General features: G+C 67.5%; 20 protein-coding genes. 4 read left to right on the top strand and 16 right to left on the bottom strand.

Translation table 11 applies throughout. The features are described 5' to 3' along the window. Positions 1-12: 12 nt before the first annotated feature. On the bottom strand, positions 13-1992 hold the full coding sequence (locus MU582_16435; protein ID UPK74007.1) for an ABC transporter permease: 1980 nt from the start codon (positions 1990-1992) through the stop codon (positions 13-15). Continuing rightward, positions 1992-2759 carry an ABC transporter ATP-binding protein gene (locus tag MU582_16440; GenBank protein UPK74008.1) on the bottom strand — a complete coding sequence of 256 codons (768 nt, stop codon included), beginning with the start codon at positions 2757-2759 and terminating at the stop codon, positions 1992-1994. The genes MU582_16435 and MU582_16440 overlap by 1 nt, the downstream gene beginning before the upstream one ends. Before the next feature lie 91 nt (positions 2760-2850). Here MU582_16440 and MU582_16445 point away from each other — a divergent pair, with 91 nt between their 5' ends. Continuing rightward, the gene (locus MU582_16445) at positions 2851-4140 is read left to right on the top strand and encodes a sensor domain-containing protein (protein ID UPK74009.1); all 1290 of its coding nucleotides are present in this window, start codon (positions 2851-2853) and stop codon (positions 4138-4140) included. Further along, positions 4137-4781, top strand: a complete 645-nt coding sequence (locus MU582_16450) for a response regulator transcription factor (GenBank protein ID UPK74010.1) — start codon at positions 4137-4139, stop codon at positions 4779-4781. The genes MU582_16445 and MU582_16450 overlap by 4 nt, the downstream gene beginning before the upstream one ends. Here MU582_16450 and MU582_16455 read toward each other — a convergent pair. After that, positions 4775-5383, bottom strand: coding sequence for a TetR/AcrR family transcriptional regulator (locus tag MU582_16455; protein UPK74011.1), 609 nt, complete (start codon positions 5381-5383; stop codon positions 4775-4777). The genes MU582_16450 and MU582_16455 overlap by 7 nt on opposite strands. A 104-nt stretch (positions 5384-5487) precedes the next feature. Here MU582_16455 and MU582_16460 point away from each other — a divergent pair, with 104 nt between their 5' ends. Both MU582_16460 and MU582_16465 read left to right on the top strand, forming a co-directional pair. Further along, complete coding sequence (locus MU582_16460) at positions 5488-6492, top strand: ABC transporter permease (protein ID UPK74012.1); 1005 nt, start codon at positions 5488-5490, stop codon at positions 6490-6492. Between the two features lie 22 nt (positions 6493-6514). Then, the gene (locus MU582_16465) at positions 6515-7288 is read left to right on the top strand and encodes a fumarylacetoacetate hydrolase family protein (GenBank protein ID UPK74013.1); all 774 of its coding nucleotides are present in this window, start codon (positions 6515-6517) and stop codon (positions 7286-7288) included. Between the two features lie 6 nt (positions 7289-7294). On the opposite strand, the gene MU582_16470 is transcribed toward MU582_16465, so the two are convergent. The 13 genes from MU582_16470 to MU582_16530 form a co-directional block, all read right to left on the bottom strand. Further along, positions 7295-8095 carry an NmrA family NAD(P)-binding protein gene (locus tag MU582_16470; protein UPK74014.1) on the bottom strand — a complete coding sequence of 267 codons (801 nt, stop codon included), beginning with the start codon at positions 8093-8095 and terminating at the stop codon, positions 7295-7297. Between the two features lie 10 nt (positions 8096-8105). Further along, complete coding sequence (locus MU582_16475) at positions 8106-10040, bottom strand: hydantoinase B/oxoprolinase family protein (protein UPK74015.1); 1935 nt, start codon at positions 10038-10040, stop codon at positions 8106-8108. Then, on the bottom strand, positions 10037-12136 hold the full coding sequence (locus tag MU582_16480; GenBank protein ID UPK74016.1) for a hydantoinase/oxoprolinase family protein: 2100 nt from the start codon (positions 12134-12136) through the stop codon (positions 10037-10039). Before MU582_16480 ends, MU582_16475 begins: the two co-directional genes overlap by 4 nt. Before the next feature lie 146 nt (positions 12137-12282). Then, positions 12283-13335, bottom strand: coding sequence for a hypothetical protein (locus MU582_16485; protein ID UPK74017.1), 1053 nt, complete (start codon positions 13333-13335; stop codon positions 12283-12285). Further along, positions 13332-13670, bottom strand: a complete 339-nt coding sequence (locus tag MU582_16490) for a PadR family transcriptional regulator (GenBank protein ID UPK74018.1) — start codon at positions 13668-13670, stop codon at positions 13332-13334. The genes MU582_16485 and MU582_16490 overlap by 4 nt, the downstream gene beginning before the upstream one ends. 147 nt (positions 13671-13817) lie before the next feature. After that, positions 13818-14426: an NAD(P)H:quinone oxidoreductase gene (gene wrbA, locus MU582_16495; protein ID UPK74019.1), complete on the bottom strand. Its 609-nt coding sequence runs from the start codon at positions 14424-14426 to the stop codon at positions 13818-13820. A gap of 128 nt (positions 14427-14554) precedes the next feature. Further along, positions 14555-15535 carry a hypothetical protein gene (locus MU582_16500; protein UPK74020.1) on the bottom strand — a complete coding sequence of 327 codons (981 nt, stop codon included), beginning with the start codon at positions 15533-15535 and terminating at the stop codon, positions 14555-14557. Between the two features lie 167 nt (positions 15536-15702). After that, the gene (locus MU582_16505) at positions 15703-17109 is read right to left on the bottom strand and encodes an amidase (GenBank protein ID UPK74021.1); all 1407 of its coding nucleotides are present in this window, start codon (positions 17107-17109) and stop codon (positions 15703-15705) included. Next, positions 17102-17755 (bottom strand): carbon monoxide dehydrogenase subunit G, encoded by a 654-nt coding sequence (locus tag MU582_16510; protein UPK74022.1) that lies wholly within the window; start codon positions 17753-17755, stop codon positions 17102-17104. The genes MU582_16505 and MU582_16510 overlap by 8 nt, the downstream gene beginning before the upstream one ends. Next, positions 17752-20154, bottom strand: a complete 2403-nt coding sequence (gene cutA / locus MU582_16515; protein ID UPK74023.1) for an aerobic carbon-monoxide dehydrogenase large subunit — start codon at positions 20152-20154, stop codon at positions 17752-17754. Before cutA ends, MU582_16510 begins: the two co-directional genes overlap by 4 nt. Then, positions 20151-20663 (bottom strand): (2Fe-2S)-binding protein, encoded by a 513-nt coding sequence (locus tag MU582_16520; GenBank protein UPK74024.1) that lies wholly within the window; start codon positions 20661-20663, stop codon positions 20151-20153. Before MU582_16520 ends, cutA begins: the two co-directional genes overlap by 4 nt. After that, the gene (locus MU582_16525; GenBank protein UPK74025.1) at positions 20660-21544 is read right to left on the bottom strand and encodes a xanthine dehydrogenase family protein subunit M; all 885 of its coding nucleotides are present in this window, start codon (positions 21542-21544) and stop codon (positions 20660-20662) included. Before MU582_16525 ends, MU582_16520 begins: the two co-directional genes overlap by 4 nt. Further along, the gene (locus tag MU582_16530) at positions 21541-22917 is read right to left on the bottom strand and encodes a nitrate reductase (protein UPK74026.1); all 1377 of its coding nucleotides are present in this window, start codon (positions 22915-22917) and stop codon (positions 21541-21543) included. Before MU582_16530 ends, MU582_16525 begins: the two co-directional genes overlap by 4 nt. Positions 22918-23183: the final 266 nt, after the last annotated feature.

Genomic DNA, 23183 nt, shown 5'->3' on the forward strand with positions numbered 1-23183 from the left:
CGGCCCGCTTGGTCAGATTGTGCCAAGGGACCCGGCCGATCCGATGCTACGGAGTGTGACGGTCGCCGGTATGACCGCTCCGGCGATCGCCAGCACGCCCGCAACAGCACCGATCGCCGCCAGCGTCGGCCAGGCAATCACCAGCGCGACGTCATCGGCGCTGCGCGAGACAGCGGTCCAGACGAGGTACGAAACGGACGCGGCGATCCCGAAGCCGATTGCCAGCGCGATGCCCGACACCAGAGTTGCCTCGCCGACAACGGCCCGCATGAGCTGCCGCGGCGTTGCGCCGACGAGCTCGCCGGTCGCGAGCTCCCGCCGTCGACGAGTGCCGTCCATCAGCATCGTGTTGACGATCGCAATGGCCGCGTACAACCCGGCCGGCCCGAGTACGAGTAGCAGGGCCTCGCCGTTCTGCGCTCGGGTGTCCGCCGTCATCTCGGCAAGCCAGTCGCCGGTCGGCCGGGCGGTCGCTCCCGTGCCGGCGAGCCGATCGCGGAGATCACCGAGCGCCTCCAACGTCGATGCGCCGGCGTCCGGCACGACGAGCACCTCGCCATCCATCGCCGTCGCTGCATGCTGTATGGCCAGCCGACGTGGAATCATCACGTCCGGTACGAGGCCGGCCGCGTCCGGTACGACGGCGACCAGGCGTAAGCGTTGTGTACTCCCGTCGGCGAATGCGACGCGTACGCGATCGCCGATCCGGTAGTGCTCCCCTGCCACCTCCATCCGGGTCATCGCAATGGTGTTGCCGCGCAAGCGCTCGAGTGACCCACTGACGCCATCGAGGTCACGTGCGCGCGTGAAGGTCCGCGGGTCGACTCCCGCGCCAACCGTGCCGTTGGCGTACCCGCGGTCAGTTCGGACGACCTCGACCGTCGTCGACCAATCGACGGCTCCGACGCCCGGGGCGGACTCGATGCGGTGCAGATCCGCCCGCGTCGCCGACTCGATGACGATCGGGGCATCGATCGTCTCCGCGCGTACGGACTCGTCGGCGGCCGCGGCGATGCTCAGCACCATCAGCATCGATCCGGCGATCGCCGTGATCGCGACGATCGGTGACATCAGCGATGTCGACCGGCGCGGCGTCGCCCGTACGGAGTTCGCCGCGAGGTGGGCACCGACACCGCCCATGCGTTCGGCGAGCGCACCGGCCACTCGGGTGAGCGCAGGAACCAACACGGGTGCCAGCGCGACGAAGGCAATCACGAGCAACTGCGGTACGAAGATCCCTGCGGCCATGGCCAGTTCGAGGTCGCCGGGCGTCATCACGGACATGGCGGCCACCGCGCCGGCGACCGAGCCGAGACCGACGAGGACGCGAATGATCGTCAGCCGCGTCCGCTCCACCGCGGCGTCCCTCAATGCGTCGACCGGAGCCAGGTTGGCTGCGCGGCGGGCTGCGAAGTACGCGCCGATGACGGCGACTACGACCCCTGTCCCGAACGCGATCGTGAGCGGCAGCCAGGGCGACGATGGTTCGAGGTGCATCGGAGAGAACTCCGTGCCCGCAGCCACCTCGAGCAACACCGGAGTTGCAGCGTACGCACCGAGGCAGCCGACCGCCGAACCAACCGTCGCAACGGTCAACGCCTCTCCGAGTACGAGCCGTCGGATCTGCTTCGGCGTCGCACCGACGAGGGCCAGCAGACCGAGGTCGCGACGACGGGATGCGACGACGAAGGCGAACGTACTCGCCACCAGGAAGGCCGTCATGAAGCCGCCCAGCGTCGCGACGAAGCCGAGCACGGCCTGCAGCCCCTCGGGCGTCTCGTCCGACGACACGTATCCAACCGTGTGCCTCGCCACCCCACCGCCGCTCACCACTACCTCGAGCCCGCCGGAATGTGCCGAGCGGTACGCCTCGCCGGCCGCGATTGCGTTGGCAGCAAGTCCGATCATGAACGCACCCAATGCGACCGATACGAACGCACCGGCGTACAACGCTCGGCTCGTACGCACGAGCCGGCCGGCCAGGTAGAGCATCAGGTTTCCAGTCCGCTCATTGCGCCAGCGATCTGCGCCGCTGTCGCGTCCCCGAGGCGGCCGACGATCGCGCCGTCGCGCAGGAACACGACCTCGTCCGCCGTCGCCGCGGCAACCGGGTCGTGCGTGACCATCAGGACCGTCTGTCCCTCCAGATCGGCCGCCTCGCGCAGCAGGTCGAGCACGATTCGTCCGGACCTGCTGTCGAGCGCCCCGGTCGGTTCATCGGCGAACACCACTGCGGGGCGACTCAGCAGGGCACGGGCAATGGCAACGCGCTGCTGCTGACCACCGGACAGCTCCGCCGGGCGGCGGCGCACGAGGTCATCCAGGCCGACCCGGGCGAGCGCACCTTTGACCTCTGCCCGCCGCGGCCGCCGCCCGGCGAGCCGCTGCGGTAACGCGACGTTGTCGTAAACCGTCAGGGCCGGAAGAAGGTTGTATGCCTGGAAGATGAAGCCCATCTCGGTCCGCCGCAGCTGCGCCAGCTGCGCCCGGTTGAGGCCGCCGAGCTCGACATCACCCAAGAGCACCCGCCCGGCAGTCGGTTGGTCGAGCCCGGCCGCACACTGCAGCAGGGTGGATTTGCCTGACCCCGATGGACCCATCACGGCGGTGAACGATCCCCGCGCGAACGAGTGGGTGACGCCCACCAGGGCAACTGCCTCACCTGCTGCGGAGGCGTACCTCTTCTCCAGCTGCTCGACGGAGATCGCAGACTCGTTCGTACGCGCGGCGGCTTCGCTCGGGTCCTCGATGAGTGTCATACCGACAAGTCAACGACGCTGCCATCGCCCGCGCACTGGCCCGGAAGCGACAGCCGGGTAGCGTGCGCGCTACCTGTGTACGGTCTGCGTTGTGACGAACCCGATCGCGCCGACACCGTGGCGGGCGATGGCGTCGAACCCCCTTCGGTTCTTGACGTCGTCGTGGCCGTGGCGCTCGTTCGCGTACACGCTCTCGGGTACCGCAGCCGGGCTCGTCGTCCTGATCGTCGGCGTCGCATACATGGCTGCCGGGATCCTGCTCTCCCCGGTTGTCATCGGGATCGTCCTGCTCTCGTACGCCGCCGTGATCGGCGTACCCATCGGCATGGTCGAGCGCTGGCGGCTACGGCTGATGGCGTCAGCCGATCGACCGCCGCCAACGGATCCGCACGTCGACACGAGCTTCGCCACCGCACGCGAGCGGCTGGCGATGTGGCGAAACGAGCCGGCGTCCGTACGAGAGTTCGCGTACGCGATGTTGCTTGCGCTGCTGTTCATGCCGCTCAACTTCGTGGTCGCGATTCCGACCATCATCGTTACCGCACTACTCTTCCTCACACCGTTCCTGACCTGGGGCGGACCGGTCGACGTGCTCCTCTGGCGGGCCGAGACGTTTGCCGAGGGCCTGCCGATCGCGCTCTTGCTTGCACCGTTGTGGTGGGTGCACAGCGCGTACGCCCAGACCGTCGTCGCGGGTGCCCAGGCCGAGGCTGCACGCGCGTTGCTCGGTCCGCGGACCGATGAGCTGGAGGAGCGCATCGCGTCGCTGCGGCGCTCGCGTCTCGATCTCGTCAGCGCCTTCGAGACCGAACGCCGCCGGATCGAACGACATCTGCACGACGGCGTGCAACAGCGACTCGTCGGGCTCACGATGACCCTCGGGCTCGCCGAGACCCAGCTACCCGACGGTGACGGGCGCACGCTGGTCGAACGCGCCCATGGCGAGGCCGAGGCCGCGCTCGGTGACCTGCGTGACGCTGTCCGCGGCATCCATCCGCGCGTACTCGTCGATCACGGGCTGCTGGCTGCCGTCAACGAGATCACGGATCGAAGCCCGCTTCCGGTCACGGTCGACCTCGACGTCGGGCGGTTGCCGTCCGCGGTCGAGGAGACCGCGTACTTCGTCGTGAGCGAGGCGCTCACCAACGCGATCAAGCACGCGCGCGCTCGGCGAGTGACGATTCGCGGCACGGTCGACGACGAACATCTACACATCGAGGTCACCGACGACGGTCGCGGCGGTGCCTCCGTCGTACCCGATGGTGGACTCGCCGGACTGGTTACTCGCCTCGATGCGCTGGGCGGCACGCTGTCCGTGTCCAGCCCGGCCGGGGGCCCGACCACCATCACGATGGAGGCACCGTGTCAGGTCGAGGCATGAACATCGCGCTAGCGGAGGACTCCGTGCTACTGCGCGAGGGGATCGTGCGCATCCTCGAGGCCGCGGGCCATACGGTGAGCGCATCGGTCGGCTCTGCGGACGCCCTCGTTGCCGCCGTGCGACACACGCCACCCGACCTTGTCGTCACCGACGTACGAATGCCTCCCGGGCACAGCGACGAGGGCTTGCAGGCCGCGGCCGTGATTCGCGATTCGTACCCCGACCTCGGCATCGTCGTGCTGTCCCAGTACGTCGCCGACGCATACCTCCCCGCCCTGCTCGAGTCCCATGGCGGTGGCGGGATCGGATACCTGCTCAAGGACCGCGTCGGCCATGTGACCGAGTTCCTGGATGCGCTCGACCAGGTCGCCGCCGGCGGCACCGTCATCGACCCCGATGTCGTACGGCAGCTGCTGGCGCGCAAGCGCGACGACGGGCCGCTCGCCTCGCTGAGCCCGCGCGAGCGCGAGGTGCTTTCGTGGATGGCGCAGGGTCGTACGAACGGCTCCATCGCCGAGGAGCTCTTCGTCAGCGAAGCCGCCGTACGCAAGCATGTGGGCAACATCTTCGCCAAGCTCGCCCTCGACCACGCTGCCGATCGCCGGGTGCTCGCCGTACTGACATACCTGCGAAGTCAGTGAGGCCGGTTGCCTGCGAGCAGTGCTTCGACGGCTCGACCGTACGCCTGCGCGTCGACATCGAGCTCCAGTGTGCGTTGGAGTACGTAGCCTGCGGTGAGGGAGTACATCGCCGCCGCAAGCGCGTCGGGGTCGGCACCAGGAGGCATCGCTCCAGCCTCGACCGCGCGTCGGCTGACCTCCGCGTAGTAGCCCTTGATCACGGAGTACGCGTTGCTCACGACGGCGGAGACTCGATCGTTGCGCAATGCCTCCCCCCACGCCTGCACCGCTAGCCGGCCGATCTCGACGGGCGCCTTCGATGCCATCTCGTCGATCGCCTCGACACCGATGCGCACCGCTGCACCCGGCTCGGGCACCGAGCCGGCGGTGAGCAGCTCTCCGAAGCGGTCGGCCGTACGGCTGAGGACCCGGTCGACGATCGCCTCGATCAGCTGGTCCTTGCTCTTGAAGTACCGATAGACCGCACCGGCGGACAACCCCGTCGCAGCGATGACGTCGGCCATGCCGGTCGCCTGGAAGCCGTTGTCTGCAAAGCGAATCATCGCGGCATCCAGGATCTGTTCTCTACGGGCGGTGCGATGTTCCTCGGAGACCTTTGGCATGCGGTCAAATATAAAACGAATGATCGTTCTTGACAAACGGGTGCTGCGATGTGCATCCTTAAAACGAACGATCATTCTTCTTTCTGTTTTTGGGGGACCAACCCATGGCTCGCAACACCACCACCCGACCGCTCGCACCGCGGCTGCTCGCCTTGTTCGTCGTGCTGCCGATCCTTGTCGCGCTACCCATGTGGGCATTCATGTGGGCAAGTGCGAAACCGGAACCCGACCACCTCCCGATCGGGGTCGCCGGCCCGCCACCGGCCGTACAGGCCGTCGAAGGTCAGCTCTCCGAACAGGGTGACGCGTTCGACGTCCATACCTACGACGACGAGGCGGAGGCGACTCGAGCGATCGAGGACCGCGAGATCTACGGAGCAGTCGTCGCCGGCGAATCGGGCCAGAAGCTCCTGACCGCCTCCGCGGCGAGCCCAGCGGTCGCCGAGATGCTCACCACGATGTTCGCGCCGCCCGGCGACAACCAGGCTCCCGTTGTCGATGTCGTACCCGCGGATGCAGACGATCCGCGCGGCTCGGCTCTCGGATCCCTCGTGCTGCCACTCGTCCTCGTCTCGGTGATCACCTCCGTGCTCGTCTTGCTCACCGCCAAGCGGGGCTGGGAGCAGGTCGCGATGATCGCCGCGGCGGCCGTGATCGGTGCGGTGGTCGCAGTCGCCATCGCCCAAGGCGGGTTCGGGATCCTGCAGGGCAGCTGGATCGCCAACGCCGTTGCGCCCGCACTCACGATTGCGGCGATCTCGGGCACGATCGTCGGGTTCGTCGCGGCCTTCGGCCGGTTCGGGTTCGTGGCGGTCGCTCCGCTGATGCTCTTCCTCGGCAACCCGTGGTCGGGAGCCGCGTCGTCGCCGTTCCTGCTGCCTGAGCCTGCGCGACTGATCGGTCAGCTGCTCCCACCAGGAGCGGGCGCGACCGCGATGCGCGATATCGCGTTCTTCGACGGAGCCGGTGCGGGCACACCGCTGCTCGTGCTGTCGGGTTGGATCGTCGTAGGCCTGCTCGGCATCTGCATCGGCGCCCTCCGCGGACGCGACGGATCAGCCGAGCTCAAGGACGCCGCACAGCCCTTGATGACGGCGATGCAGCGCTGATCGGGTACGAGAGACTCTCGGCATGACGATCACGAACGCCGAGACGGCCGCGACGATGCTCTGGAACGCTTGGCAGGCAGGCGAGACACTCGCCGCGCTGCCTGCCGAACTCCGGCCGGCAGACGCCGCAGCAGCGATGGCGATCCAACGCACCGTGACCTCGATGATCGGCCCGACGATCGGCTGGAAGGTCGCGGCCACCTCTGCCGCGAGCCAGTTGGTTCTCGGCGTCGATGGGCCGCTGGCGGGCGCGATGCACGCACGCTTCGAGTACGAACCAGGGCAGGCGGTTTCCCTTGCCGGCCAGACGATGCGGGTCGCGGAGCCGGAGTTCGCATTCCGCATGGGGCGTACTGTCGCGCCCAGCGCCTCTGCCGACGATGTGCTCGATGCAGTCGAGTCGTTGCACGTCGCCGTTGAGATCCCGGACACCCGCTACACGGACCTCGGTGCGGTCGACGGCCTGCAGATCCTCGCCGACGGGGCGTGTACCGGGTCTTTCGTACTCGGGCCTCGAGTCGACGAGTGGCGGCAGCTCGACTTGGCGGCCCACGCCGTCACGATCGACGTCAACGGAAGTCGTTTCTCCGCCGGCAGCGGTGCCGCAGCGCTCGGAGACCCGCGTACTTCGCTTTGTTGGTTGGCCGAGGAGTTGGCGAGGTTCAACCTCGAGCTGCGGCGCGGCGACATCGTGACGACCGGTACCGCATCGCCACCCGCACCGATCGCGCCGGGCGACACGGTCGTCGCGGAGATCACGGGTCGCGCCCGATTGAGCGTCGACTTCACCTCGTAGCGCGTATCAGCCGGCTCCGACGAGCTCCCGGGTCAGCGTTGCCCCCAGCGCCGTCGGCTCGCGGCCGAGCAACCCGCGCAGCGGCATCGGGCCGACGGGCAAGCCGTAACGGTCGTAGTAAGTGAACATCGCGGCCAGCCAGTCGCGGACGCGCGGGTCGAGCCCGGCGCCGTCGGACGTACGCCACTCCTCGACCGAGACCTCATGGATGGGCACCTCGCGGCGGAGCACGCCGGCCGCGGCGGCCGCCACGTCGTACAGATCGACGAGCCGCGGCCCACCGAGCTCGTACGTCGCGCCCTCATGACCGATCGACGTCAGCACCCGGGCTGCTGCCGCGGCAACGTCATCGAGATCGACCAGACCGAACTGAGCGTGCGCCGAGTACGCGACCCGCAATACCGGGTCGTCGGCTCTCAGCGCAGGTACGAAGTTCTGCACGTACGCGCAGGGCTGCAGGATGGTCCAGTCACCCGGCGATGTACGTACGACGTTCTCGGCCTCGGCCTTGCCGAGGTGGTGTGGCATCGCGGGAGCGTACGGAGCGGCGACAGAGTGGTAGCCGATCCGTCGGATGCCTTCGGACTGCGCGACGGCCAGGATCCTGCGTACGAACGCCGGCTCGTCCTTCAACATGTTCGGTGCGATGAGGTACAGCGCATCCGCCCCCGCGAGCGCCTTCGGCAGACTCGCGAGCTCGGCGCGTCCGATCGCCGACACTTCGACCTCGCGAGCGTGCAGAGCCGCCGACACAGCGCGCCCGGTCTTCCCGTTCGCACCGACGACTGCGACTCTGCGTACGCTCATCGCCCTCACCTCATAGCCAGTCGACGTCAGCCGCCTGGCCGCCGCCACTCAGCCGCGCGTAGCCGGGACCGCGATCGAAGAATGCTTCCTCCGGCCGCGATTCGGCTGCTTCGGCACGAGCCGACCGCGTGGCCTCGACGTCGAAGCCGAGGTCACCCGCCTCGACCGATCCGGTCAGAACCACACCGTAGTCGTCTCGCGCGGCGTCAGCTGACACTTTGCCCCAACGCACATCGCGTACGACGAGATCGGGGTCGCGCTCGAGCGGGTCACCCCACCCTCCGCCACCGGTCGTGCGGATGCGGATCGTCTCTCCCGCGCGTACGACCTCGGCATCGGCGAGCGCGTCGACCTCGCGTTCGTTCGGGCCGCCCGCGTCGATGACGACCTCGAACGGTCGGCCGGCCTTGCCGCCCTTGACACCCCAGCACGCGAGGATCGACCGGTCGGCGATCGACATGAAGTGCGCGTCCTTGAGCATCCGGATGTGCTTCTCGTAGCCGAGTCCGCCGCGGAACTTCCCGGCACCACCAGAGTCCTTCGCGAGCCCCAGACGCTCGACCACAAAGGGGAATCGTGATTCGGTGAACTCCGTGGGCAGGTTACGAGAGTCGGGTACGACGTGGATGGTGTCCTCGCCGTCCGCGTAGTAGCGCCCGCCGGACCCGCCGCCGAGCACCTCGCGCATGAGGTACGAACGCCCCTGCATGTCCTCGCCGTAGACGCCCGTGTAGCGAATCGTCTCTTGGTCGGCGGGCATCCGGCCGTCAACGGCCTTCGCGATCACACCCGCGAGCACGCCGAGTAGGCGCAGGATCACGAACGTACGCGCGTTCGTCGGCGCGGGGAACTCCGGTGTGAGCAGCGTGCCCTTGGGCGGGAACCGCATCTCGATCAGCGGAACCACGCCCTCGTTGACATCCAGCTCGGCCATCCGCTCCGGAGTGTCGGCGAGGTTGCGCAGGATCGGAGCGAGCCACTTCTTCAGGAACACGCCGTCGGAGTAGTCGCCGCAGTGGTTGATCGGGCCCTTGGCCTGCGGTGACGTACCCGCGAAGTCGAGGATGAGCCGCTCGCCGTCAGGATCGTCAGAGCCCGTACGGGTCAAGGTGATTCGCTGCGTGTGCAGCTTGGGATCATCGACGCCGTCGTGCTCTGCGTAGTCTTCCCACGTCCAGGTGCCGACGGGAATCTTGGACAGGATCTCGCGCTGGTACGTACGCGTCGAGTTGTCGATGATCGCGTCGAAGCAGGCCTCGACGGTCTCGCGACCGTAGCGCTCGAAAAGCTCGCCGAGCCGCCGTGCGCCCATCAGGCAGGCGGAGCACTCGGCGTCGAGGTCGGCCGCAAGTGACTCTGGCATGCGCGAGTTGCGCGTCATGATCGCGAGTGCGGAGCGTACGGGCTTGCCGGCGTCCCAGAGCTTGATCGGAGGCACCATCAGGCCCTCCTCGAACACGCTGGTCGCATTGCTCGGCATCGACCCGGGCACAGCACCGCCGATGTCGTCGTGGTGCCCGAAAGCCTGTACGAAGGCGACGACCTCGCCGTCGGCGAAGACCGGCACCGTGACGCACAGGTCAGGCAGGTGGCCGATGCCGCCTTCGGACTCGTACACGTCGTTGTGGAAGAACACGTCTCCGGGAACCATCTCGTCGAGCGGGAAGTCCCGCGCGACGGGATGCACCAGTGCGCTGTACGAACGGCCGGTCAGCTTACGCAGCAACCGATCGTGGATACCGGCGCGGAAGTCGTGTGCGTCGCGGATCATCGGCGAACGCGACGTACGCGAGATCGCGGTCTCGACCTCCATTTCGACCGACGCGAGGCTGCCCTGCACGATCTCGACGAGTACCGGATCGGCCGAGGCTCCTGCGTCAGACGTCAACGTGTCAAAGGGAAACTGAGTCGGCGCGCGACGGGACTCCGACGTGGTGGTACTCATGCCGTCTCCTCACGGGTCACGATGATGTTGCGGTACGCGTCGATGCGCGCCACGAAGCCTGGGTGGATCGGTGCGGTCGAACCGAACTCCTCGATGATCACGGGGCCGCGCAGTTCGTTGCCCGGCGCGAGGTCCGCCCGCCAGTACACCGGCGTCTCGACGTAGCCGTCTTCGGCGTCGAAGCAGACCGGACGACGACTTGTCGGTTCCGGGAGGGTGGCACTGGCGGCGCCGCCTTCAGCGCGGATGTCCGGCCGCTGGATCGGGCCGATGCCGGAGACCCGGAGGTTCACCCACTCGACCTGCTGGCTGTCATCGCCGGAGAAGTCGTAGCCGTACAACGCACGGTGCTCGGCGTGGAACCGGCGCGCCGCCTCCTCGACCAGCTCGTCATCGAAGTCGCCATCTGGCACAGGTACGCGTACCTCGAAGGCCTGGCCGAAGTAGCGCAGGTCGGCGGTGCGTACGAAGCGGTGATCGGCTGCGGCGAAGCCCTCCTTGTTGAGCGCTGCTGCCGCCTGGGTCGTCAGATCGCCGTATGCACTGGACATTGCCGACTTGTCGAGCTGGTCGTGCAAGGTTACGTACGTCTGCACGTAGTCGTTCTTGACATCGACGGTGAGCAAACCGAACGCCGATACGTTGCCCGGGTCGGGCGGAACGAGCACGCTCGGGAGTCCGAGGATGTCGACCAGGCGGCACAGCAACAGCGAACCGGAACCGCCGAACGTCGTGAGCGTGAAGTCGCGTACGTCGAGCCCGCGCTTGACGGTGATCTGACGCAGCGCATTCGCTTGGTTCCAGGCGGAGATCTCGAGTACACCGATCGCCGCCGCCTCCGGCGACAGGTCGAGCTTGCCCGCGAGCGCGTCGACGCCGTCCTTCGCGGCAGGCACGTCGAGCGGGATCTCTCCACCAAGTAGATGCGGAGGGATGCGGCCGAGCACGACGTGGGCGTCGGTGATCGTGACATCGGTGCCGCCCTGGCCGTAGCACAGCGGGCCGGGATCGGCGCCCGCCGAGGCCGGCCCGACCTTGAGCGTGCCCTCCGGGGAGAGCCAAGCGATCGAGCCGCCGCCGGCGCCGACCGTCACGACGTCGATCATCGGGATCTTGCTCGGGTAGACGCCGACGGTTCCCTCGGTGGTGAGAGTCGGCTCGCCGTCGATGACCACGGACACGTCGGTCGACGTACCGCCTCCGTCGCAGGTGAGGACGCGGTCGAACCCTGCGACCTGCGCGATCAAAGCCGCGCCCAGCGCCCCCGCGGCTGGGCCCGACAGAACTGTGGTGATCGGTTGGTGCACGACCTCGTCGGCACTGAGCACCCCGCCGTTGCTCTTCATCACGTAGAAGGGCACCGGGCGTTCGGCGCCGGTGAACGCATCGAGATGACCCTTGATGTTGTCGATGTAACGCGACACCTTCGGCTTCACGGCAGCGTCGACGAGCGTGGTCATCGACCGCTCGTACTCGCGGTACTCACGCAGCACCTGCGACGACAGCGACACGATCGCGTCGGGATGCTCCTCGGCGATGATCTCGCGCAGGCGCTCCTCGTGTGCGGGATTCGCGTACGCATGCAGCAGGCAGACGCCCAGGGTGTCGATGCCCTGCTCGCGGAACCAGCGCGCGATGTCGCGCGCCTGGGCCTCGTCGAACGGCCGGATCTCGGCGCCGGTGTAGTCGAGCCGCCCGCGTACGGTCTTGACGTAGTCGCGCGCGACGATGCGGTCGGGCTTGACCCAGAAGTAGGAGTTGCCGTAACCGTCGGGCACGGACTGGCGCGCGATCTCGAGCACCGACTCGTACCCGTCGTTGGTGATGAACCCGAGGCGCTCGACCTTGCCCTCGAGCAGCTGGTTGGTCGCAACCGTCGTGCCGTGGCTGACCGCGGCGATCGTGTCACCCGCGCCGGCCAGGCCGATGCGCTCCAACACCTTGTCGATGCCGGCGATGAACCCGTCGGCCGGGTTGCTCGGCGTCGACGGGGTCTTCGTGGTGACGAGCTCCCCGGTCTGCTCGTCGAAGGCGACCACGTCGGTGAACGTGCCACCCGTGTCGATCCCTATGCGGATCCGGCGCTGCTCGGCCACGTGGCCTCCTCCTCGCATCACGGCTTTCGTACGCGCCTCTCATTCCACCCCTTTCGCACGTACGAGGCCACGGCAAGCATCGCCGTAGGATCGCTGGTTCGTTGTGTAGATCTGCCAGCCCGGGTCGCAGTTACTGGCCACGGACGTCAGTTTGGCGGTTTGGCATCCTCCGGCGGCGGCTGCGCGTCGCCCTTCGGTTCTTCGGGTTGTCCACCCTCGGCGGGAGGGGTGAGGAGTTCGGGCGCTGTCGCCATCGGGAGGTTCCACACCTGCGGCACGACACCCTGTTTGGCGACCCGGTTACCGACTGCAGGGTCGTACGTCGAGTCGGACCATTTGACTCGCTTGAGCGGAAACACGTTCCACGCCTGCTGCCCTGACCGCTGCGTCCCCGGTATCGAAACCCAGTCCCACGACTGGCGTTTCGAGATGAACAGCGGCTTACCGGCCTGGTCGTACAGCTGATAGTTGTCGATGGGTTCACCGTCGGCGTCGTAGGCAAAGATGTTGCGTACTGGCAGCCCGTTCATCCGCAAACCACCGTCCGGGTAGTTGTCCGCCTGGAACCCGCGGGGTACGACCTGCTGCACCCGCATATGGTCCACGGCATGGTCGAACGCGAACGGAAGACCCAGAACGGCGACCACCGAGCCCGCGATCACGAGACGCGGTATCCAGCGTCGGTCCGTCCACTCACCGCGTCCGCATTGCACGCTGACCACGCAAGCGACCAACAGCGCGACCCATCCCAGTAGCGAGTGCGGCAAGAACGCTCCAGGGGAGCCTGAAGCGAACAGTAGGTGCGCGATCTCGTACGCCACCCAGCCCCGAAGGATCCACCAGAACGGCCGCAGGGAGATGAAGAAGTCGAGCGTCGCCGACGACACCGGCGTGGCGCGCAGCCGCTCTTCCAGCAGAGCAAGGCGATTGGTCACACCGGACGCAAGCGCCCGATGCCAGGGCTGCCGTTGGCGTACGTCAGCGCGGGGCGGCAGTCCGGCGGCGCTACGCAGCTCGGTCGCGTACGCGGCCGGATCTTCGAGGTCATCGACTCCGGCCTCCTCGACACGTTCCTGCAAGTCGGCCTCGAGGTCACCGGTCAGCTCCTCGATCTCATCGGCGCCGAGATCGCTCAGCTGCGCGCGTACGTCTGCCGCGAACTCCGCGACCTCGGGATGCAGTCGGGCGGTGTCGTTCATGCCTTCTCCTTCACCGGCTCGGGGTCGAGCAGCGCGTTGACGGACGTGGCGAACTCTGCCCAGTCCTTGCGTTGCGCTTCGAGGCGCGCGCGGCCCTCGGCATTGATGCCGTAGTACTTGCGATGTGGGCCCTCTTCGGACGCAACGACGTACGTAGTCAGTGCGCCCGCGGCGAAGAGCCGCCGCAGCGTGCCGTACACCGAGGCATCGCCGACGGCATCGAGGCCTGCCGCGCGCAGGCGGCGTACGACGTCGTAGCCGTACCCGTCCTCCTGGTCGACGATCGCCAGCACCGCCACATCGAGTACCCCCTTGAGCAACTGCGTCGTATCCATCCGCACTCCTCTGATTGCGCGATGGACACTACTACACATTGCGCAGTACCGCGCAAGACGCGCCGACGGCCTTCGCCGAGGTACGCCGTCCTGCCAATGAGCTGCCCGTATATGGCGGGACGACGTACCTCGGCGGGACGGTGGCTGCTAGGCGGCGCGGCCCACTCTCAGTGCGGTCGCGGTGTCGACGGCTCGGCGAGCCTGGTAGCGCGCGCCCTCCAACGCGTCGTCACCCGGAGCCCCGACGCCGGACACATGCGAGGTGCCGTACGGGTTACCGAACTTGAACTCGACGAGGTCTGCGTAGCCAGGGGGCACGATGATGCCGCCCCAGTGGTAGAAGGTGTTACTCAGCGCCAGCAGGGTCGACTCCTGGCCACCGTGCGGAGTTGAGCTCGCGGTGAACGCCGAGTACACCTTGTCGGCGAGCGCACCTTGCGCCCACAGTGGCCCCACGCTGTCGATGAATGCTCGTAACTGGCTTGCTGGGTTGCCGAATCGCGTCGGCGAACCGAACAGGACCACGTCTGCCCACGCTAGGTCGTCGAGGCTCGCCTCCGCGACGTCGACAGTGTCGGCGATGTGCTGCACCCAATCGGGTCGCGTGTTGATCGCTTCGGCGGGTGCGGTCTCGGCGACCTTGCGCAGGCGTACGTCGGCTCCCGCCTTCTCTGCTCCCTCGGCCGCAGCGGCTGCGAGGGCATGCACCGTGCCGGTAGCGCTGTAGTAGATGATCGCGGTGTTCACAGGTTCCATACCGGTTCCGACGAAGCGGCGCGTACGGATGTGAGGCCGCACCGCTCATCGCTCGTTCCACGAGTGGCGCAAATCAGTTCGGTGGCGGGCGCTCGAACAGCCAATCTGCGCCACTCGCCACGATGCACTCAGTGCCGCTCGGATCGAGGTGACTCCGATCGGACGAAGCGCCGCATTCTGCGTGCGAGGCGATCGCTTCCGCGCGGCGTAAGCGAGGACTTCCGGTACTCGGCGAGCCAGCCCTGAACCCGTCGCGGATCGTGGTCGAGTCCAAGCGCGCCTTCGGCGTCCAGGACGATGCGATGCGCATCGCGATGGATTTCTGACGCGGTGTACCCGAAGCGTTCGTACCCGAGACGGAGCAGCACCTTGTCTCGCCGTAGGTCCCGCCGGTGCTGTGCACCAGCCCGATGTACGGCACCGTCGTACTCGCAAATCCGTCGGCTCCGACCCAGGCGCAGATCCGCACGAGCCACGATCACGCCGGTCTGGTCACAAATCTTCGCCTGCGGTTCGACGTCGACGATGCCGGAGAGAACGTGCACGAGACGCAGGATCGACTCCCAGGGCGATTCACTGCGGCGATCCGCCAGGTCCAGGGCGCATCGCAGGCGCTTCGCACCGGGCCTTCCGGCCACCACCGACCGGGCCAGTGACTCAGCGGTGCAGTCGCCGAGCTGCAGGGCTGAGTCGATTGCCACGACGAGATCGACCAGTTCCAGGTCCTCGGCGAGCTCCACAATCGTCCATTCCGATGACGCCACCCGCACGTCACCGAGCATTCGCCGATGTTGAGCCGGGATCGCGCACCGACGTACGTACACGCCTCGGCGGTCGTGATGTGGAGCGCCTCCGTCGGTGCATGCGATGATCGGCCACTCCTTCACTCCCGAGGGCAGCCACCATCCACGGAGCTGTGCCGAGGTCACATGAGTGAACACAGCGTTGTCGGGAAGAGCGAGCTGAATCGCCTTACAACGTTCGGGTATGAGGCCGGCATCCTCCGCTCGCATCGCCACGCCAGCGACCGGGTGCCACCAGCGGGCGTTACGTAGCTGGCCGGCGGAAAGTCCGTGCGAGGACTGGGCACGATGGCGAATCGGCTGCATCGGCAGACCATGCCCAATAAGCACGGGATACGCCAGCCGCCCGAGTGCCCCCTGTGGATAGGCCACATCGCTCGTTCCACGAGTGGCGCAAATCGGTTCGGTGGCGGGCGCTCGAACAGCCAATCTGCGCCACTCGCGTACCCCACGATGGGCGGGAGCCGAAAGTCTCAGAGCGCGGGACGGCGGGCACCCGCGTCGACGAGCTGCTCGTACGCGTGGGCGATCTCGAGCAGCCGGCGCTCGCCGTGTGGGGGTGCGACCAGTTGCAGGCCGACCGGCCAGCCCTCGTCGGTGAAGCCCGCGGGCAGTGAGATGGCCGGGCAACCGGTCACGGTGATGAAGTACGCGGAACGCATCCAGTCGAGGTAGGTCTCCTGGGCACGACCGTTGATCGACTCGGGGTACTCCTGGTCGGCTGGGAACGGCGGCACCTGGCTGACCGGCATCGCAAGGACGTCGTGGCGATCGAAGAACTCTCGCATGCGTTCGAAAACCTGCGTACGAAGGCCGAACGCGCGCGCGATATCGGCGCCCGACAGGCCCTCGCCCGCGCGGATGTTGTCGGCGAGTGACGACTTGAACCCGTCTGGCTCCTCCGCGAGCCGCTGCCCGTGCACGAACTGGAAATGCCACGCGCGGAGCGTACGAAAAACCTCGTCGGCTCCGGTGAGGTCCGGATATGCATCGTCGACCTGAGCGCCCGCATCTGCGAGCACATCACGCTGAGCGCCGACGATCGCCGCAACCGCGGAGTCGACCTCGAACGCGCCGCCCAGGTCGATCGAGAAGCCAACCCGCAGGCCGCGCAGGTCGCCCTCGAGCGCACCGGCGTACGTCGAACCGGGTGCCTCCAAGGAGATCGGCGAACGCGATGACGGCCCGGCCATCACCGAAAGCAGCATCGCCAGGTCGCCGACGTTGCGAGCCATCGGACCGGCGACCGACAGCGACTCCCAGCCGTTCGCGGCGGGCCAGTTCGGTACGCGGCCGACGCTCGGGCGAAGCCCGACGACATTGCAGAACGACGCCGGGTTACGCAAGGAGCCGCCCATATCGCTGCCGTCGGCCAGCGGCACCATCCCGCTCGCCAACGCGGCCGCCGCTCCCCCGCTCGACCCGCCTGCCGACCGCGACCGGTCGTACGGATTGTGTGTGGTGCCGAAGATCGGGTTGAACGTATGTGAGCCTGCCGCCCACTCGGGCGTGTTGGTCTTGCCGATCGTGATCGCACCGGCCGCGCGTACGCGTTCGACGACGAGGTCGTCGCGCTCCGGCACGTTGTCGGCCATCAGGGGCGAGCCGTACGTCGTGCGCCAACCGGCGGCGGCGTGGGTGTCCTTGAACGCAAACGGCAGGCCGTGCAGCGGCCCGACGTCGTCCCCGCGCGCCAGCCGGTCGTCTGCCTCACGCGCGGACTCACGTGCCCGCTCCGCGTCGAGACTGACGACCGCGTTGACCTCGGAGTTGGTCGCCTCGACGCGATCGAGGTGTGCGTCGAGCAGCTCGCGCGCAGAGATCCGTTTCGTACGCAACGCCACGACCATGCCGCGAGCGGTACCGAACACGTCAGCCACGTCTGCGCCCGAACAGGCCGCCGACGACGACCCCGGCAAGCACCAAACCCGCGCCGAGGACGACGCCCTTCACGAGCTCATCGCGAGCAGCGCTGGAGTCGCGGTACGAAGCGGGCATCGCCGGCGGCGTGAACGACTGCCCGACGGCGGCAGCGGCGGCCGGCTCGCCCGGCGCAACCGCCTCGGCCGGAGCGTCGGCCGGAACCGTACCGCTGAGCACATCGTCGACGGAGCCGAAGAACTCGCCGGCCATCCGCTTGCTTACCGACGTCAGCATCCGCTGACCCACGCCGCCGACCATGCCGCCGACGATCGCATCCGCGTCGTAGGTGAGCCGGGTGGTACCGCCACCGGCGTCGGAGAAGCCGACGACCACATCGGCGGCGACCGTCCCGGGCGCGCCAGAACCCGCAGCCTTCATCACCAGCGACTCATGCAGTTTGAGATCACTGAGCTCGCACGTGCCGGCGTACGTGCCCTTGATCGACGCGACACCCGCCGTGATCGTCATCGCGTATGCGTTCTCGCCCGTCGTCTCGAGCCGCTCGCATCCGGGGATCGTACGAACGAGCACCTGCGGGTCGAGCAGGGCGTTCCAGACCTTCTCGACGGGGGCGTTGAGGACGGCCTCACCTGCAACCTTCATGGACGCTCTCTTCTCTCGGGATGTTCGCTCTCGTGACGGAGCCGGAGCTCGTACAGCTCCGAGGGGGAAATGGGCATCGACGTGATCGGGAAGCCCTCGGCGTCCTCGATCGCCGAGGCGAAGACCGCCGCGGACGGGATGACACCGGCCTCGCCCGCACCTTTGAGCCCGAGCGGGTTCAACGGCGACGGTGTCTCCAGATGGTCGATCTCGATCGTCTCGGGCACCTCGGTGACGTACGGCATCAGGAAGTCCATGAACGAGGCGTTCTGCAGCTGCCCGTGCTCGTCGTAGGCCATCCGCTCGTACAGCGCACCGCCGACGCCTTGGGCGACGCCGCCGTGGATCTGACCCTCGACGATCATCGGGTTGATCAGGTTGCCGCAGTCATGGACGACGGCATACCGCAGGATCTTGATCTCGGCGGTTTCGGGATCCGTCTCGACGATCACCGCGTGCATTCCGCTGGCGAAGGTCGAACGCGGGGGCGAGTAGAAGTCCTTGCCTTCGAGACCAGGCTCGTCGTCCTCATCGACCGGCGGCTTGTCCGGGTCGCCGACCACGAACTGCGTCGCCGCCTTCGACGCCTCGTCGAAGGCGTACCGCAGCGGGTTGGAGAGCACCGCGATGGTGCCGAGCGCGATCTTGCTGTCGGGCGCGCCCTTCACGTGTACGACGCCGTCGGTGATCTCGAGATCGTCGACATCGGCCTCCAGGGCCTCCGATGCGATGCGCAGTGCCTTCTCGCGTACGTTGCGCGCGGCCAGCGCGATCGCCGACCCGCTCATCACCGCGGCGCGAGATGCGAAGGTGCCGACGGAGTACGGCGAGCGACGAGTGTCGCCGGTGACGACCTCGATGTCCTCGAACGGGACGCCGAGCTCCTCGGCGACGATCTGCGCGAAAGCCGTCTGGTGCCCCTGGCCCTGAGTGGTGAGCCCGGTCGACACCTTGACCTTGCCGCTCGTCTCGATGTGCACGTGCCCGCCTTCGTACGGGCCGACTCCGGTGCCCTCGACGTAACAAGCGAGACCGATGCCGACCTTGCGGCCCGCTGCACGCGCCTCGTCGCGGACTTTCTCGAAGTCGTCCCAGCCGATCAGCTCGCGCAGCTTGTCGAGCGAGCCCGGGTAGTTGCCCGAGTCGTAGATCAGCGGACGACCGTCCTGGAACAGCAGACCCTGGTCGTACGGGAACTCGTCGGGCTGGATGAAGTTGGCGGCTCGCACCTCGGCGCGGTCCTTGCCGAGGTGCGCGGCGATGGCATCCATCGTGCGCTCCATCGCGTACACGCCCTGCGGCCGGCCGGCGCCGCGGTAGGGCGTGACGATGACCGTATTGGTGTAGAGGCTGTCGAAGACGACCGAGTAGTTCTGCGGCTTGTACGGGCCAAGCAGCTGCGTCGAGGTGATGATCGGGACGATCAGGCCGTACGGCGTGTACGCGCCGTTGTCGTGCCAGAACCGCACCGAAAGGCCGAGCATTCGACCGTCGTCGTCGAAACCGACGTCGATGTGCTGCAGCTGACCCCGCTCGTGGGCCGACGAGATGAAGTGCTCGCGGCGGTCCTCGGTGAACTTGACCGGTCGCCCGAGCGCCTTTGCTGCAAGGGGTACGAGCACCTCCTCCGGCCACGGGTGCACGATCTTGACGCCGAACCCACCACCGACGTCGGGTGTCATCACGTCGACCTGCCCGAGATCCAACCCGAGCTTCGCAGCGACCGCCGCGCGTACACCCGTGGACGTCTGGGTCGACGTCCACACCTGCATGCGCTGGCTGTCGGTGTCCCAGCGCGCGACGGTGCCGCGACCCTCCAGCGGCATCGACGCGCTGCGCTCAACCTCGAGATCGAGGCTCAGCGTGTGTGGAGCCGACTCGATCGCCGCCTGGGCGTTGCCGGCCGACTGCTCCATGTGGGCGGCGACGTTTCCGGGGACGTCCTCGTGCACGAGGACGTCGGCAGCACGGGCCGCCTCGACGCCCACCACGGGGGGCAGGAAGTCGTACTCGACGTGGATCCGCGAGACGGCGTCCTCGGCGACGTAGCGGTCGACCGCGACCACGAACGCGATCGCCTCGCCGACGTAGTTGACCTCGTCCTTCGCGAGCGCGTACTGCGTACGCCCATGTGTCAACGTGGGATGCGGGATGAGCAACGGCAGCGGCTCGGCCAGCGGACCCGTGAGGTCGTCGTAGGTGTAGACGGCGAGTACGCCGTCAACGTCGAGCACGGCCTCCACGTCGATGTCGACGATGCGTGCATGCGCGTGCGGGCTACGAAGAACCGCCGCATGCACCGCGTCGGGCACGAGGTCGTCGGTGTAGCGACCCTGGCCGCGCAGGAAGCGGTCGTCCTCGACCCGGGCGACCTTCTCGCCGAACAGTTTGGTGGTCACCGCTGACCCCCCGACTCGTCGTCACGGGCGATCTCGGCGGCACGGGTCACGGCCTTGACGATGTTCTGATAGCCCGTGCAGCGGCATAGATTGCCGGCGATCATCTCGCGCGCGTCGTCGTCGCTCGGCTCGGGGTTGTCCTTGATCCCTGCCGTGATGGTGGTGAGGAACCCGGGCGTGCAGAAGCCGCACTGCAGCCCGTGGCACTCCTTGAACGCCTGCTGCACCGGGCCGAGGGAGCCGTCGTCGTTGGTCAACCCCTCAACGGTGGTGATCTCGTACGCCTGCGCCGCTACGGCGAACATCAAGCACGCGCGCGTCGGCTCACCGTCGACGAGAACCGTGCAGGCACCGCACACCCCGTGCTCGCATCCGACGTGGGTGCCGGTGAGTCCGAGGTCGTGCCGCAACGCGTCGCTGAGCAGCCTTCTGGCCGGAACGTTGAGGTCGTACGCAGTGCCGTTGACGCGCAGCCGTACGTCGTAGGTCTCCTCGGTGCCGATGGTCATGGGTTCACCCCCACGCGTCGTGCGACGCAGTCGTCGTGTGCCTCGCGTACGGCTCGCATTGTGAGTACCCGAGCCAGGTGGCGTCGGTAGTCGGCCGTCGCGTGGATATCTGTCTCGGGCTCCAGGGCGGCGAGCGCCAACTCCGCGGCATCATCGACCGCCCGGTCGGTGAGCGAACCGGCCATGAAGACCTCCGAGACGTCAACCACCGTTGGCGTATCGCAGACCGACAGGTAGCCCGTACGGACCGATGTGATCGCGCCGCTGTCGTCGGCGGAGACCAGCGCGGCGACGCCGCATAGTGCGTAGTCGCCGTGCCGGCGAGCGATTTCGGTGAAGGCGACTCCGGTGTTGGCCGGCAGCGCAGGTACGAAGGCCTCCGTCGCGATCTCGCCTGCCCGCAGCGAACTCTCGAGTGGGCCGACGAACAGGTCGCTCGCCGCAATCGTGCGGGTACCGCCGGCGGAAGCCGCCGTGACACTGCCGTCCAGCAGCGCCAGCACAACCGGCATTTCCGCGGACGCATCCGCATGGATGATGGAACCGAGCGTGGTGCCGCGGTTTCGGATCGTCGGATGGGCGACGTATCCGAGCGCCTTCGTCAGTAGCGGTTGCACACGCGCGGCTTCCGGATCGCCCAGAAGCCTCGCGTGGCGGACGTTCGCACCGAACCGTACCCCGGCCGAATCGACCTCGAGTCGATCGAGCTCCGCGATGCCGTTGATGTCTATCAGCATCGAAGGAGCTGCCAGCCGCATCGACAGCAGCGGGATGAGGCTCTGCCCGCCGGCGAGCACCTTTGCGTCGGGCTCGCCGGCGTAGGTCTGCAGTGCCTCGTCGAGGGTCGTCGGCCGCCGGTACGAGAACGGTGCTGGCTTCACGGTGCTTGTTTCACCTCGGTGGTGTCGGTGGTCTGCGCGCGGCCCTTGACCAGGTGGTAGAGGACGATCGTCAGGATCGTGCCGAGTGCGATGCCGCCCAGCTCGAAGTCGTCGGTGATCTCAAGTGTGACACCGCCGATGCCGGCAATCAGGCCCACCGCGAGCGGCACCATATTGGCCGGATCTCCGAAGTCGACGTTGTTGTCGACCCAGATCTTCGCGCCGATGAGACCGATCATGCCGTAGAGCACAACCGTGATACCGCCGAGGACGCCGCCGGGGATCGCGTTGATGACGACGCCGAACTTCGGACAAAGCCCGAGGATGATCGCGCAGATCGCGGCGACGAAGTACGCGGCGGTCGAGTAGATGCGGGTGGCCGACATGACACCGATGTTCTCGGCGTACGTGGTTGTCGGCGAGGCACCGAACGCACTCGCGAACGCGGTGGCGACACCGTCGGCGCCGAGCGCGCGGCCCATGTACGGGTCGAGGTCTTCGTCGGTCATCTCGGCGACGGCCCGGACGTGGCCGGTGTTCTCGGCGATCAGCGCGATGACGCCGGGGATGACGAGCAGGATGAACGTCAGCGAGAAGCTCGGCGAGTGGACGGCCGACACTCCGTCGGCGAGATCGCCGCTCGGCAGACCGAACCATTTGGCATCGCCGAGACCGTCGAGGTTGATCCGATCGTGAGCGACGGCGTCCGGTGCGGTCGCGGGTGTTACCGAGGTGATCTGCCCGAACATCACATCGGACAGCCACGAGATCGCGTACCCGAAGACGAGCGCGAGGAAGACGGCGATGCGGGCCCAGAAGCCGGGCAGCAGGACGGCGGCGCACACCAGGAAGACCGCGGTGAGCAGGCCGATCCATTGGTCCTGCGGCCAGTACGTCTGCGCGACGACCGGCGCGAGGTTGAACCCGATCAGCATCACGACGCCACCGGTCACGGCGGGAGGAAGCACCTTCTTGAGCAGGTTCGCACCGGCGAAGTGCACGAGTACGCCGACCGCTGCTAGGACCAGGCCGGCGACCAGGATGGCACCGGTCACGTCGGACGAGTCACCGCCCTGGGCACGGATCGCGGTGACGCCGGCGACGAACGAGGCGCTCGTACCGAGGTAGCTCGGCACCCGCCCGTTGACGATGACGAGGAACAGGATCGTACAGAGACCCGAGAACAGAATCGCGAGGTTCGGGTCGAGCCCCATCACGATCGGGAAGACGAACGTCGCGCCGAACATCGCCACGACGTGCTGGGCGCCGAGGCCGATCGTACGCGGCCAACTCAGTCGCTCCTGGGGCCCGACTGCCTTACCAGGCGGCGGCGTCTTGCCGCCGTAGACGACTTTCCAGCTGAACATCGACATCTTTTGTCTCCTCATGGGTGCTCACAGGCCCCGTTGGGCCGACCTTAGTGTGGCGCGTCACAGGCCAGCACGGGCGACAATTGCCAAACGGGCCGAGAACCGCATGGCATACGTTGTTCGACGATTCGTCTGCGCGATCGGTGGATCCGGACTAGTGCGCCGTACGAAGCAGGCCGGAAACCAAATCGATACCTGCGGCGTACAACGTCTCAGCGCACTCACACGTCGTTAGGTCGTATCGGTTCGCAGCTGAACCGACCCGCACA

It is taken from the genome of Nocardioidaceae bacterium SCSIO 66511 (assembly GCA_023100825.1).
Classification (GTDB): Bacteria; Actinomycetota; Actinomycetes; order Propionibacteriales; family Nocardioidaceae; genus Solicola.

Excerpts from the sequence above, each read along its gene's own strand:
- MU582_16450 (UPK74010.1), top strand. The coding sequence starts at position 4,137 with ATGAACATCGCGCTAGCGGAGGACTCCGTGCTACTGCGCGAGGGGATC.
- MU582_16530 (UPK74026.1), bottom strand. The coding sequence starts at position 22,917 with ATGTCGATGTTCAGCTGGAAAGTCGTCTACGGCGGCAAGACGCCGCCG.
- MU582_16520 (UPK74024.1), bottom strand. The coding sequence starts at position 20,663 with ATGACCATCGGCACCGAGGAGACCTACGACGTACGGCTGCGCGTCAAC.
- MU582_16470 (UPK74014.1), bottom strand. The coding sequence starts at position 8,095 with ATGAGCGTACGCAGAGTCGCAGTCGTCGGTGCGAACGGGAAGACCGGG.
- MU582_16460 (UPK74012.1), top strand. The coding sequence starts at position 5,488 with ATGGCTCGCAACACCACCACCCGACCGCTCGCACCGCGGCTGCTCGCC.
- MU582_16500 (UPK74020.1), bottom strand. The coding sequence starts at position 15,535 with ATGCAGCCGATTCGCCATCGTGCCCAGTCCTCGCACGGACTTTCCGCC.
- MU582_16475 (UPK74015.1), bottom strand. The coding sequence starts at position 10,040 with ATGAGTACCACCACGTCGGAGTCCCGTCGCGCGCCGACTCAGTTTCCC.
- MU582_16440 (UPK74008.1), bottom strand. The coding sequence starts at position 2,759 with ATGACACTCATCGAGGACCCGAGCGAAGCCGCCGCGCGTACGAACGAG.
- MU582_16485 (UPK74017.1), bottom strand. The coding sequence starts at position 13,335 with ATGAACGACACCGCCCGACTGCATCCCGAGGTCGCGGAGTTCGCGGCA.
- MU582_16435 (UPK74007.1), bottom strand. The coding sequence starts at position 1,992 with ATGCTCTACCTGGCCGGCCGGCTCGTGCGTACGAGCCGAGCGTTGTAC.
- MU582_16490 (UPK74018.1), bottom strand. The coding sequence starts at position 13,670 with ATGGATACGACGCAGTTGCTCAAGGGGGTACTCGATGTGGCGGTGCTG.
- MU582_16510 (UPK74022.1), bottom strand. The coding sequence starts at position 17,755 with ATGAAGGTTGCAGGTGAGGCCGTCCTCAACGCCCCCGTCGAGAAGGTC.
- MU582_16465 (UPK74013.1), top strand. The coding sequence starts at position 6,515 with ATGACGATCACGAACGCCGAGACGGCCGCGACGATGCTCTGGAACGCT.
- wrbA (UPK74019.1), bottom strand. The coding sequence starts at position 14,426 with ATGGAACCTGTGAACACCGCGATCATCTACTACAGCGCTACCGGCACG.
- MU582_16455 (UPK74011.1), bottom strand. The coding sequence starts at position 5,383 with ATGCCAAAGGTCTCCGAGGAACATCGCACCGCCCGTAGAGAACAGATC.